The organism is Pseudomonas poae RE*1-1-14 (assembly GCF_000336465.1).
Taxonomy (GTDB): Bacteria; Pseudomonadota; Gammaproteobacteria; order Pseudomonadales; family Pseudomonadaceae; genus Aquipseudomonas; species Aquipseudomonas poae.
On sequence record NC_020209.1, the window covers coordinates 297,025 to 309,723 of the forward strand.

The 12,699-nt window shown below is 61.4% G+C and carries 12 protein-coding genes and 1 other RNA gene; 9 read left to right on the forward strand and 4 right to left on the reverse strand.

Annotated features, from left to right (window positions below; all coding sequences use genetic code 11):
- Window positions 1–28: 28 nt before the first annotated feature.
- From H045_RS01400 to H045_RS01415, 4 genes are all read right to left on the reverse strand, one after another.
- A complete protein-coding gene (locus H045_RS01400; RefSeq protein ID WP_004371998.1) occupies window positions 29–610 on the reverse strand; it encodes a BON domain-containing protein in 582 nt (193 codons plus the stop codon).
- Window positions 607–1,200: a phosphoheptose isomerase gene (locus H045_RS01405; protein WP_007904374.1), complete on the reverse strand. Its 594-nt coding sequence runs from the start codon at window positions 1,198–1,200 to the stop codon at window positions 607–609. Before H045_RS01405 ends, H045_RS01400 begins: the two co-directional genes overlap by 4 nt.
- 92 nt (window positions 1,201–1,292) lie before the next feature.
- Complete coding sequence (locus H045_RS01410) at window positions 1,293–1,664, reverse strand: YraN family protein (RefSeq protein WP_004371996.1); 372 nt, start codon at window positions 1,662–1,664, stop codon at window positions 1,293–1,295.
- Window positions 1,664–3,475: a penicillin-binding protein activator gene (locus H045_RS01415; RefSeq protein WP_015371195.1), complete on the reverse strand. Its 1,812-nt coding sequence runs from the start codon at window positions 3,473–3,475 to the stop codon at window positions 1,664–1,666. The genes H045_RS01410 and H045_RS01415 overlap by 1 nt, the downstream gene beginning before the upstream one ends.
- Before the next feature lie 207 nt (window positions 3,476–3,682).
- Between H045_RS01415 and rsmI the strand changes: the two genes are divergently transcribed.
- The 9 genes from rsmI to mraY all read left to right on the forward strand — a co-directional run bounded on the left by rsmI (window position 3,683) and on the right by mraY (window position 12,699).
- The gene (gene rsmI / locus H045_RS01420; RefSeq protein ID WP_015371196.1) at window positions 3,683–4,555 is read left to right on the forward strand and encodes a 16S rRNA (cytidine(1402)-2'-O)-methyltransferase; all 873 of its coding nucleotides are present in this window, start codon (window positions 3,683–3,685) and stop codon (window positions 4,553–4,555) included.
- 96 nt (window positions 4,556–4,651) lie between these two features.
- Window positions 4,652–5,005: RNase P RNA component class A (gene rnpB / locus H045_RS24175), an RNA gene on the forward strand.
- Window positions 5,006–5,359: 354 nt separating this feature from the next.
- Window positions 5,360–5,815, forward strand: coding sequence for a division/cell wall cluster transcriptional repressor MraZ (mraZ, locus tag H045_RS01425; protein WP_004371993.1), 456 nt, complete (start codon window positions 5,360–5,362; stop codon window positions 5,813–5,815).
- Window positions 5,812–6,759: a 16S rRNA (cytosine(1402)-N(4))-methyltransferase RsmH gene (gene rsmH, locus H045_RS01430; RefSeq protein ID WP_004371992.1), complete on the forward strand. Its 948-nt coding sequence runs from the start codon at window positions 5,812–5,814 to the stop codon at window positions 6,757–6,759. The genes mraZ and rsmH overlap by 4 nt, the downstream gene beginning before the upstream one ends.
- Complete coding sequence (gene ftsL / locus H045_RS01435) at window positions 6,756–7,049, forward strand: cell division protein FtsL (RefSeq protein WP_004371991.1); 294 nt, start codon at window positions 6,756–6,758, stop codon at window positions 7,047–7,049. The genes rsmH and ftsL overlap by 4 nt, the downstream gene beginning before the upstream one ends.
- Entirely contained in the window at window positions 7,049–8,791 is a 1,743-nt protein-coding gene (locus H045_RS01440) for a peptidoglycan D,D-transpeptidase FtsI family protein (protein WP_163000907.1), read from the forward strand. The genes ftsL and H045_RS01440 overlap by 1 nt, the downstream gene beginning before the upstream one ends.
- A complete protein-coding gene (locus tag H045_RS01445; RefSeq protein WP_015371197.1) occupies window positions 8,791–10,254 on the forward strand; it encodes a UDP-N-acetylmuramoyl-L-alanyl-D-glutamate--2,6-diaminopimelate ligase in 1,464 nt (487 codons plus the stop codon). Before H045_RS01440 ends, H045_RS01445 begins: the two co-directional genes overlap by 1 nt.
- Window positions 10,247–11,617: a UDP-N-acetylmuramoyl-tripeptide--D-alanyl-D-alanine ligase gene (locus H045_RS01450; protein WP_015371198.1), complete on the forward strand. Its 1,371-nt coding sequence runs from the start codon at window positions 10,247–10,249 to the stop codon at window positions 11,615–11,617. Before H045_RS01445 ends, H045_RS01450 begins: the two co-directional genes overlap by 8 nt.
- Entirely contained in the window at window positions 11,617–12,699 is a 1,083-nt protein-coding gene (mraY, locus tag H045_RS01455) for a phospho-N-acetylmuramoyl-pentapeptide-transferase (protein WP_004371987.1), read from the forward strand. The genes H045_RS01450 and mraY overlap by 1 nt, the downstream gene beginning before the upstream one ends.

Sequence of the window (12,699 nt, forward strand, 5' to 3'; positions counted from 1 at the left end):
CGCCCTTTTTTTATGGCGGTGGTTTGGATTAGTCGATGTATTCGAACACCTTCACGATCTTCTGCACGCCGGACACGCCCTGTACCAGATTGGATGCGCGGGTCGCTTCCGCCTGAGTCAACAGGCCCATCAGGTAAACGATACCGTTGTCGGTAACCACTTTGATCCGCGAGCCCGGCACCGCGTTGTCGGTGAGCATCTGCGCCTTGATCTTGGTGGTCAGCAGGGCGTCGTTGCTGATGGCCAGCAGCGTGATCGGGTCCATCACCTGCAGCTCATTGTGTACTTTCTTGACCCGCTGCACCGCCGAGGCAGCTTGTTCGGCCTGGGCCTTGAGGTCGGCGCGCGGCGTTTGCCCTGCCAGCAGTACCACGCCGTTGAAGCTGGTCACTACAATGCGCGAAGCGCCGTTGCCCAGATCGGTCGCGGCCTTTGCCACGTTGACCTTGACCTTGGTTTCGATCAGCGAGTCATCAATGGTGCTGCCGAAGGTACGCGTGCCCCTGTCGTCCTGGATGGGGGTATCCCGTGTCGCGGTGATGGCCGTGCTGCAACCGCTGATGCCGAGGCACAGCGCAATAGTCACCAGGCTGAGTCGTTTAACGGTCATTCTTCACTCCCGAACAGTTGACTGTCGATCAGATCGCACAGGCAGTGGATCGCCAACAGGTGGACTTCTTGAATACGTGCGGTGACATTGGCCGGGACGCGAATCTCGACGTCTTCGGGCAGCAACAGCGAGGCCATGCCGCCACCGTCGCGTCCGGTCAATGCTACGACAATCATTTCGCGATCATGTGCGGCTTGGATCGCTTGAATAATGTTCGCCGAGTTGCCGCTGGTGGAAATCGCCAGCAGCACGTCACCTGGTTGGCCCAGGGCGCGAATTTGCTTGGAGAAGATTTCGTTGTAGCTGTAGTCGTTGGCAATCGAGGTGATCGTCGACGAATCGGTGGTCAGGGCAATGGCCGGCAGGCTCGGGCGCTCGCGCTCGAAGCGGTTGAGCAGCTCGGACGAGAAGTGCTGGGCATCGCCGGCGGATCCGCCGTTGCCGCACGAAAGCATTTTGCCCTCGTTGAGCAAGGCATTGACCATGACCTGACTGGCTTGCTCGATGTGCGGTGCAAGTACGTCCATCGCCTGTTGCTTGGTGTCGATGCTGGCCTGGAAAAGCTGGCGAATTCGGGATTGCATGTCCATCTGTGTGACCTTAAGTAGCGCGGCTGTTTGGCACAGAAATGTGCAGCCCGCAAAGCAAAGAGCAAAAATGTAGGGTGAAGATGCCCGACGAATCAGCTGTCGAAGGCGCTTTTGAGCCAGTTCAGATCAGCCTTGCCAGACGGTGTGCTTTCTATGGCAACCACATCGAAACGGCAGGGGGCGTCGGACCAGCGATGCTCCTTGAGCAGAAAAAACTGCGCGGCGAGTATCAGCTTCTGACGTTTGCGCCCGTCGATACTTGCGAGCGCGCCACCCCATTGTGCGTGTTTTCTGTAGCGGACTTCGACGAATACTACTGTATCGCCGTCAAGCATGACCAGATCAAGCTCGCCGCGTTTACACAACCAGTTCTGCGCCAGCAGGCGCAGACCCTGTTGCTGCAGGTAATTCAGAGCTTGCAGTTCGGCATCCTTGCCGCTTTGTGCGCTGGACCGCTCAGGCATCAGCGTGCGGTATCGGGCAGGCGCTGGACCTCGCCACCGACGAACTTGGCCCATGGCAGTTGGCGGTCAACGCGTTGGTTGGTGCTGATGCCCAGGCTGCCCGACAAGCCGTCAATGCGGCTGTCCGGCAGTGCCTTGAGCTGGCCCAGACGCGGCGCCAGGCGGTAGGCATCGACGCCCATCGCGTACAGACGGCCGAGGCTGCCATTGGCTTGCGGCCACTGCGCCGCCACCTGGTTGCGCAGGGGGTCGGTGGTGTTGAGCAGCCATGGCGTTTCGCAGAACATCACGTTGGTCATGTCCAGGTACTGGTTTTTGTCACCGCTGGCGCTGAACACGTGGGACGTGGCATACACAGGCACATCGCCGGCGTACTGGAAGTTCAGGGTCGGCTTGATCTGCTGGGCCAGTTGCGGCGGCACGGCCAGGAAAATGAACTCGATGTCCTGGCGGCGCGAAGGCTGGGCTGCGACGTCAGTGCCTACAGCGTTTTGCAGGCTCTTGGCGCGGCCTTCGCTTTTACGCAACTGGAACAGGTCGGCGATCTGCTGGGCGAGGGCGACCGGCTGATCGACGTACTCGACACCCAGCACCGTGCCGCCATTGGCTTCCCAATCCTGACGGAAGGCTCTATAGACACGCTCGCCCCATTCGCCACGGGGCACCATTGCGGCAGCACGATGCAGGCCGTCTGCACGGGCGCGGCGCGATACTTCGCGGGCTTCATCTTCAGCCGCCAGGCCAAACTGGAACAACTGCGCCGGGTTTTGATCGGTTTCGCTGTAATTCAGCGCCAGGGTGGTAATTGGCAATTGGGGGCGCGCGCTGAGCTGCTTGACCAGCGGCTTCTCGAGAGGGCCGACCACCAGTTGCACGCCGGCGGCCTGGGCCTTGGCGTAGAAGTCATCGAGGGAGGTCAGGCGCGAGCTGTCGTAGAACTCGATCACCGGTGGCTTTTGCCCGGCTTGTTCAGCCTGGTAGTGCGCAGCCATGAAACCTTCACGCAGGGCCTTGCCGACAGCGGCCAGAGGGCCATCCTGGGGCAGCAGCACGGCGATTTTGTTCAGGGGTTGGCTGGCCAGTTCCTTGAGCTTGGTCAGTGGCGTCGGCAGCTGCACGGCCGCTGGGTGGCCAGGATTTTGCGCGCGCCAGGTGTCGATGGCCGCCTGTTGTTGCTCCAGGGTGCCGGCGCCCTTGACTGCCTTGGCCAGGCTGATCCAGCCGTCCAGCGTGGGATTGCCAGTGGCTTGCAGCTGTTCTGCCGGCAGCGCGGCAATCAGGGCCCATATTGCGTCGTGGTTGCTGCTGGCGGCATCGCCTGTGAGCAATGGCGCCATTGCCACACGCTCGCGCGCAGCGGCCAGGATTTGCCCGTCGGCTTCATAAGCGCGTGCATGCACGGTGCCGGTACGCACCTGCTGCTCTGCGGGCAACTGCTTGAGGTTTTGCAGGCTTGGATGGTTCAGGGCGGCCAAGGCAGCCTTGGGCTGATTGCGCGCCATGGCCAGTTCGGCCGCCAGGGTGCTGGCAAAGACTTGCGGGGCTGGTTTGAGGGCGTCCAGAGGCACCTGCGCGAGGATTTGCGCCGAGCGGCCGGGGTTGTTCTGCTTGTAGGCCAGGTCGGCCGCGCTCAGGCGCAGCAGCGCAGCCTGTTCGGGCGTTTTGGCGGTGGTGGCCTGTTCGAGCAGTTGCTCGATACTGGCGTCCGGGGTCCGTGGAAGGTCGCCAAGGCTGGACGAGGGCGAGCTGGCGCACGCGGCCAATAAGGCGGCGAGGCAGAGGGCGGAGAGCAGCCGCAGGCAAGCGATCATGTAAGTGTCCTGATACCGATCAAATTAGCGTGGAAGTGTACCCAAGCACTGGCCCAGGCGCGATGTTAGTGGCGTTAAAGCATTGAATAAGGTCGTGCAAAGCGTTTCCATCACTTCTGGAGTCTGAGCAAGCACTCGCGGTGATGGCACATTTTCAAGGCCTCTACGCGCTACAATGCGCATTTGCCAATCATAGAGGTGTGCGTTTTGACTGCTCCAGGTCCTTTGAATTCCACTGCAGGCGCGCTTTTTGTCGTGGCGACGCCTATTGGCAACCTGGATGACATCAGTTCCCGGGCGCTGAAAATCCTGCGCGAGGTCAAATTGATCGCGGCGGAAGACACGCGGCACTCGCAGCGGTTGATGCAGCACTTTGGTATCAGCACGCCACTAGCCGCGTGCCACGAGCATAACGAACGTGAAGAAGGCAGTCGGTTTATCACCCGACTGTTGGCGGGTGATGATGTTGCGCTGATCTCCGACGCGGGTACGCCGCTGATTTCCGATCCGGGTTACCACCTGGTACGTCAGGCGCGTGCCGCAGGTATTACTGTAGTGCCTGTTCCTGGAGCGTGCGCGTTGATTGCTGCATTATCTGCTGCGGGCCTGCCATCGGACCGCTTTATCTTCGAGGGTTTTCTGCCGGCCAAGACCGTGGGGCGTCGTGCCCGTCTTCAGGCGGTAAAGGAAGAACCGCGCACCCTGATCTTCTATGAGGCGCCGCATCGCATCCTTGAATGCCTTCAGGACATGGAGCTGGTATTCGGCGGTGATCGTCTGGCGCTGCTGGCGCGCGAACTGACCAAGACCTTCGAAACCCTCAAGGGCTTGCCGCTCGAAGAGTTGCGCGCGTTTGTTGAGGGCGATAGTAACCAGCAGCGCGGCGAGTGCGTGGTGCTGGTCGCGGGCTGGACCGCACCGGAGAGCGAAGACGCGGTCGGCAGCGAGGCCATGCGCATCCTCGATCTATTGCTCAAGGAGATGCCGCTCAAGCGGGCTGCAGCCCTGGCAGCAGAGATTACCGGGCTGCGCAAGAATGTCCTGTATCAGGTGGCGCTGGATAAACAGAAGGCCGAATAGTTCCGGGGGTAAGCAGGCATTTCGTCTGAACGTGATGGCATTGCTGCACTTTTAATACTTGTCCTGAGGCCGCCGGGCCGTTAACCTTCTCGGCGGAGAGTCGATTGGACAGTCGCTGCCCTCTATGAAAATTAGAGGGGGGAGGAAAGTCCGGGCTCCATAGGGCGAAGTGCCAGGTAATGCCTGGGAGGCGTGAGCCTACGGAAAGTGCCACAGAAAATAACCGCCTAAGCACTTCGGTGCCGGTAAGGGTGAAAAGGTGCGGTAAGAGCGCACCGCACGACTGGCAACAGTTCGTGGCTAGGTAAACCCCACTTGGAGCAAGACCAAATAGGGTCCCAAGGCGTGGCCCGCGCTGGGACCGGGTAGGTTGCTAAAGATGTCCAGTGATGGCCATCGTAGACGAATGACTGTTCAAGACAGAACCCGGCTTACAGATCGACTCTCCACCTTTTTCCTTCTGTCCGACTCCGGGACAGAAAACCGGTAGTAACGCAAGAATCCCTCCCTGCCAAATCATTGGCAGATGCGTCTTCGTAATACCAAAAAAATCTTACTCTTAATAAATCACTTTAACTTTAAGCCATAGCTCTTTGAGCTATTTACGCTTGATGAGCCAAAAGTACCGTCAAACTCTGATTTCTCCTCCCTTAACGCTCGTAAATCTCCGTTCTGTAAGGCTTTTCCGTGTATTCGCGCCTTGACGGTGTGGTGGGCGCATTCCTATAGTGTGCGCAAGTGGCGGAAAGTGGCACAAAGTGGGTTTTTTGAACGTAAAACGCTAAAATTTGGAGAAACGCATCTGTGTTTCGCGGAGCTAACGCAATCAGTCTCGATGCAAAAGGCCGTCTCGCTATGCCGAGCCGGTATCGTGACGAGCTGATTTCGCGAAGTTCCGGGCAATTAATCATCACGATCGATGCCGTAGATCCTTGTTTGTGTGTTTACCCGCTCGATGAGTGGGAGTTGATCGAAACCAAGCTGCGTGCCTTGCCTTCATTGCGTGAAGAAAACCGCCGTCTGCAGCGTTTGCTGATTGGTAATGCCGTCGACCTCGAACTCGATGGCAGTGGTCGTTTCCTGGTGCCCCCGCGTTTGCGCGAATACGCCAGGCTCGACAAGCGCGCAATGCTGGTTGGCCAACTGAACAAGTTCCAATTGTGGGACGAAGATGCCTGGGATGCTGTTTCCGCAGCTGACCTGGCGGCTATTCAACAACCGGGCGCCATGCCCGACGAACTGCGTGATCTGATCCTGTGACTATTGATAGCGGCTTTAACCACATCACCGTACTGCTTGACGAAGCCGTTGAGGCTCTCGCCGTACGCGCGGATGGCTGCTATCTGGACGGCACGTTCGGCAGGGGCGGGCATAGCCGCCTGATACTCAGCCAGCTCGGGTCCGACGGTAAACTCCTCGGGTTCGACAAAGACCCTCAAGCGATTGCCACCGGGCAAGCGCTAGCGGCCGAAGACGGCCGCTTTGTCGTTGTGCAGCGCAGCTTTGCCGAGCTGGGTGCCGAAGTGGCCGAGCGCGGCATGGCAGGCAAGGTGGCCGGGGTTTTGCTCGACCTGGGCGTGTCTTCGCCGCAGCTCGATGACCCGGAGCGCGGCTTCAGTTTCATGAACGACGGCCCACTCGACATGCGCATGGACCCTACCCGTGGCGTCAGCGCCGCGCAGTTCATCGCCACCGCCCCGGTGGAAGAAATCGCCCGCGTGTTCAAGGAATACGGTGAAGAGCGCTTCGCCGGCCGCATGGCACGTGCCGTGGTCGAACGCCGGGAGATCCAGCCGTTCGAGCGCACCGCAGATCTTGCCGAAGTGCTGAAAGTCGCCAACCCTGCCTGGGAAAAAGGCAAGAACCCGGCGACCCGTGCGTTCCAGGGCCTGCGCATTCACGTCAACAACGAATTGGGCGACCTGGAAGCCGGCCTCGAAGCCGCCCTGGACGCCCTGGAAGTGGGCGGTCGCCTGGTGGTGATCAGCTTCCACTCGCTGGAAGACCGCATCGTCAAACTGTTCATGCGCCGCCTCGTCAAGGGCGAGTCCGACAACCTGCCGCGCAACCTGCCGGTGCGGTTCGAGGCCTTCGTGCCGAAAATCAAGATCCATGGCAAAGCGCAGTTCGCCTCCGAAGCCGAACTCAAGGCCAACCCACGTTCCCGTAGCGCCGTCATGCGCGTCGCGGAGAAGTTGCGGTGAGCAAGCTTTTCGCCAAACCCCTGCCGGGCGGCAGCTTCTTTATGTTGCTGCTGTTTGTCGGCGTGCTGGTTTCCGCCATTGCGGTGTCTTACAGCGCCCACTACAACCGTCAATTGCTCAATACCCTGTACGGGGAATTGAGCGTGCGTGATAAAGCGCAGGCTGAATGGGGCCGGTTGATTCTGGAGCAAAGCACCTGGACGGCCCACAGCCGTATCGAAGTGCTGGCCACCGAACAGCTGAAAATGCACATTCCCGGCGCGGCTGACGTTCGCATGGTGGCGCCATGATGAAGCTCGAGGGCGCACTCTACCCATGGCGTTTCCGCCTGATGCTCGGCCTGCTGGCCTTGATGGTGGGCGCTATCGCCTGGCGAATCATCGATCTCCAAGTAGTCGACCGTGACTTCCTGATTGGCCAGGGTGATGCGCGCAGCCTGCGACATATCCCGATTCCAGCGCACCGCGGCCTGATCACCGACCGTAACGGCGAGCCGCTGGCCGTGAGTACGCCGGTGACCACCCTGTGGGCCAACGCCAAGGAATTGCAGGTGGCCAAGGACAAGTGGCCGCAACTGGCCGCTGCCCTGGGTCAGGACCCAAAAGCCCTGGCTGAGCGGCTTGAAGCCCAGGCCAACAAGGAATTCATCTACCTGGTGCGCGGCCTCACGCCCGAGCAGGGTCAGCAGGTACTCGACCTCAAGGTCCCCGGTGTCTATGGCATCGAGGAATTTCGTCGTTTCTACCCGGCCGGTGAAACCACTGCGCACATGGTCGGCTTTACCGACATCGACGACCACGGTCGCGAAGGTGTCGAGTTGGCTTACGACGAATGGCTGGCGGGCGTTCCGGGCAAGCGCCAGGTCATCAAGGACCGTCGCGGGCGTCTGATCAAGGACGTCCAGGTCACCAAGAACGCCAAGGCCGGCAAGCCTCTGGCGTTGTCGATCGACCTGCGCCTGCAATACCTGGCCAACCGCGAGCTACGTAACGCGATCATCGAAAACGGCGCCAAGGCCGGCAGCCTGGTGATCATGGACGTGAAGACCGGTGAGATCCTCGCCATGGTCAACCAGCCCACCTACAACCCCAACAACCGTCGCAACCTGCAACCGGCGATGATGCGCAACCGCGCAATGATCGACGTGTTCGAACCGGGTTCGACCATGAAAGCCATCTCCATGAGTGCCGCTCTGGAGACCGGACGCTGGAAGCCCAGCGACAAGGTCGAGGTGTACCCCGGCACCTTGCAGTTGGGCAAATACACCATTCGCGACGTATCTCGCACCGAAGGCCCGGTGCTGGACCTGACCGGTATCCTGATCAACTCCAGTAACGTCGGCATGAGCAAGGTCGCCTTTGATATCGGCGGCGAAACCATTTATCACCTGGCGCAGAAGATCGGCCTGGGTCAACCCACCGGCCTCGACTTCCCCGGTGAGCGCGTGGGGAACCTGCCGAACTACCGCGACTGGAAAAAAGCCGAGACCGCCACGCTGTCCTATGGCTATGGCCTGTCGGTGACCGCGATCCAGCTGGCACACGCTTTCTCTGTATTGGCAAACAACGGCCGCATGGTTCCGTTGAGCCTGATTCACGTTGACGAGGCACCGAAAGCCACCCAGGTGATTCCGGAGAAAGTGGCCAAGACCATGCAGGGCATGCTGCAACAGGTGATCGAAGCGCCGCGCGGTGTATTCCGCGCCCAGGTGCCGGCGTATCACGTGGCCGGCAAGTCCGGTACCGCGCGTAAAACGTCGGTGGGCACCAAGGGCTATGCCGAGAACTCCTACCGCTCGCTGTTCGCCGGCTTCGGTCCGATGAGTGACCCACGCTACGCGATCGTCGTCGTGATCGATGAACCGAGCAAGGCTGGCTACTTCGGTGGCCTGGTCTCGGCGCCGGTGTTCAGCAAAGTCATGTCCGGCACCCTGCGCCTGATGAACATCACCCCGGACAACCTGCCGCCGACCCAGCAAGCCAACGCCGCACCTCCGGCCGCTGCTGTCAAAGCCAATGGAGGGCGCGGCTGATGTCTCTTAGCCTGAACAAGATTTTTGCTCACGCCGGCCGCGATCTGCTGATTCGCGAGCTGACCCTGGACAGCCGTAATGTGCGAGCCGGTGACCTGTTCCTGGCCGTACCGGGTGGCAAGTTCGACGGCCGTGAACATATTGCCGATGCCTTGCAGCGCGGTGCGGCAGCCGTGGCCTATGAAGTGGAAGGCGCCACCGTGCTGCCGATCACCGATGTGCCGCTGATTCCGGTCAAGGGCCTGGCCAGGCAGCTGTCGGATATCGCCGGGCGCTTTTACGGTGAGCCGAGCCGCCATCTCAACCTCGTCGGCGTGACGGGCACCAACGGCAAGACCAGCGTGACCCAACTGGTCGCCCAGGCCCTTGACCTGCTGGGCCAGCACTGCGGCATCGTCGGCACCCTGGGTACCGGCTTTTACGGCGCTCTGCAAAGCGGCCTGCACACCACGCCGAACCCGATCGCCGTGCAGGCGACCCTGGCCGACCTGAAAAAGGCCGGGGCCAGAGCCGTCGCCATGGAAGTGTCGTCCCACGGCCTCGACCAGGGACGCGTCACCGCGCTGGCCTTCGATGTGGCTGTGATGACCAATCTGTCTCGCGACCACCTCGACTACCACGGCACCATGGAGGCGTACGGTGCCGCCAAGGCCAGGCTGTTTGCCTGGAACGACCTCAAGTGCCGCGTGATCAACCTGGACGACGACTTCGGCCGGCAACTGGCTGCTCAGCACAGCGAAGCGCGCCTGATTACCTACAGCCTGGAAGATTCGAGCGCCTACCTTTATTGTCGTCAGGCCCAATTCAACGACGAAGGCGTGCGCGCCACGCTGGTGACGCCGCAAGGCGAGCACCACCTGCGCAGCACCTTGCTCGGCCGTTTCAACCTGAGCAACGTGCTCGCCGCTGTCGGCGCCTTGCTCGGCCTGGATTACGCCCTCGACGAAATTCTCAAAGTGCTGCCAATGCTCGAAGGCCCTGCCGGACGTATGCAGCGCCTGGGCGGCGGCGCGCAGCCGCTGGTGGTGGTCGATTACGCCCACACCCCAGACGCGCTGGAAAAAGTCCTGTCGGCGCTGCGCCCGCATGCCAAGGGCAAGCTGCTGTGCCTGTTCGGCTGCGGCGGTGACCGTGATCGTGGCAAGCGTCCGCTGATGGCCGGCATCGTCGAGCGCCTGGCCGACGGCGTGCTGGTGACCGATGACAACCCGCGCAGCGAAGATCCCGCGCGGATTTTCGACGACATTCGCCAAGGCTTCAAAGACACCGCGAACGTGACTTTCGTCGCCGGGCGCGGCGCCGCCATTGCCCAACTGATCGCCAGTGCCAGCGTGGACGACGTGGTGGTACTGGCGGGCAAAGGTCATGAGGACTATCAGGAAATCAACGGCGAACGCCATGCCTTCTCCGATCTGGTCGAGGCCGATCGTGCCCTGACTGCCTGGGAGACCGCCCATGCTTAAAGCCATGACGTTCAACGAACTGGCCCAGGCCCTGTCGGCGCGCATGCTGTCCGGCGATTGCCGATTCGACGGTGTCAGTATCGACAGCCGCAACATTACGCCTGGGCAATTGTTCGTGGCGTTGACCGGCCCGCGTTTCGACGGCCATGACTACCTGAACGACGTGGCCGCCAAGGGCGCCGCAGGTGCCCTGGTTGAGCGCGAAGTGGCGGGCGCTGCCCTGCCGCAGCTGCTGGTCGCCGACACTCGTCTGGCCCTGGGCCAGTTGGGTGCGCTGAACCGTTGCGCATTCGATAAACCCGTGGCAGCCATCACTGGCTCCAGCGGCAAGACCACGGTCAAGGAGTTGCTCGCCGGCGTGCTGCGTACTCGCGGCCCGGTGCTCGCCACCCGTGGCAACCTCAACAATGATTTCGGTGCACCGCTGACCCTGCTCGAACTGGCCCCGGAACATACCGCTGCCGTGATCGAGTTGGGCGCCTCGCGCGTCGGCGAAATCGCCTATACCGTGGCGCTGACCAAGCCCCACGTTGCCGTAATCAACAACGCAGGCACCGCCCACGTGGGCGAATTCGGCGGCCCGGAAAAGATCGTCGAGGCCAAGGGTGAAATCCTTGAAGGCCTGGACGCTTCGGGCACGGCCGTGTTGAACCTCGACGACAAGGCTTTCGAGACCTGGCGCATCCGCGCCGACGGTCGCAAGGTGTTGACGTTCGCGGTGCTCAATGCCGCGGCGGATTTTCATGCCTCCCACATCGCCGTCGACGCCCGTGGCTGCCCGTCCTTCACCCTGCACACGCCACAAGGCAGCGCGCCTGTGCAACTGAATCTGCTGGGTAACCATAACGTCGCCAACGCCCTGGCCGCCGCCGCCGCCGCCCATGCCCTGGGCGTCTCGCTGGCCGGTATCGCCAGCGGCCTGGGCGCGGTGCAGCCGGTCAAGGGCCGCACGGTCGCGCAACTGGCCGGTAACGGCATGCGCGTGATCGATGACACCTACAACGCCAACCCGTCCTCCATCAATGCCGCTGTCGACCTGCTCAAAGGTTTTGCCGGGCGCAAGGTGCTGGTGCTGGGCGATATCGGCGAGCTGGGCGACTGGGCCGAGCAGGGCCATCGAGAAGTCGGCGCGTATGCCGTCGGCAAAGTCGACGCCCTCTACGCCGTCGGCCCGAACATGGCCCATGCGGTCTCGGCCTTTGGCAACGGTGCGCAGCATTTCGCCACCCAGGGCGAGCTGATCCAGGCCCTGACGGCGGCTGAACAAGATCCACAGACAACCCTTTTGATCAAGGGGTCGCGCAGCGCGGTGATGGAAAACGTCGTCGCAGCCTTGTGCGGTTCCAGTACGGAGAAACATTAATGCTGCTGCTGCTGGCTGAGTATCTGCAACAGTTTCACAAAGGCTTCGCGGTCTTTCAGTACCTGACCCTGCGCGGGATTCTCGGTGTGCTGACCGCGTTGTGCTTGTCGCTGTTTCTGGGTCCGTGGATGATCCGCACCCTGCAGAACCTGCAAATTGGTCAATCGGTGCGCAATGACGGCCCGCAGTCGCACCTGTCCAAATCCGGCACGCCAACCATGGGCGGCGCGTTGATCCTGTCGTCCATCGGCATCAGCACGTTGCTCTGGGCTGACCTGCACAACCGCTACGTGTGGGTGGTGCTGCTGGTGACCCTGTTGTTCGGTGCCATCGGCTGGGTCGATGACTACCGCAAAGTGATCGAGAAAAATTCCAAGGGCCTGCCGAGCCGCTGGAAGTACTTCTGGCAGTCGGTGTTCGGCCTGGCCGCGGCGATCTTCCTGTACACCACCGCGCCAAGCGCTGTGGAAACCACGCTGATTATCCCGATGCTCAAGGACGCCAGCATTCCACTGGGCATTGGCTTCGTGGTGCTGACCTATTTCGTGATCGTCGGCTCCAGCAACGCGGTCAACCTGACCGACGGCCTCGACGGCCTGGCGATCATGCCGACGGTGATGGTGGGCGGCGCGCTCGGCATCTTCTGCTACCTGTCGGGTAACGTGAAATTCGCTGAATACCTGCTGATTCCCTACGTACCGGGCGCGGGTGAGCTGATCGTGTTCTGCGGCGCCCTCATCGGTGCGGGCCTGGGGTTCCTCTGGTTCAACACCTACCCGGCGCAGGTCTTCATGGGCGATGTCGGCGCACTGGCGCTGGGCGCCGCGCTGGGCACCATCGCCGTGATCGTGCGCCAGGAAATCGTGCTGTTCATCATGGGCGGTGTGTTCGTGATGGAAACCCTGTCGGTGGTCATCCAGGTGGCGTCCTTCAAGCTGACCGGGCGCCGCGTGTTTCGCATGGCGCCGATTCACCACCACTTTGAACTCAAAGGCTGGCCCGAGCCACGCGTGATCGTCCGTTTCTGGATCATCACCGTGATTCTGGTCCTGGTCGGCCTTGCCACGCTGAAACTGAGGTAG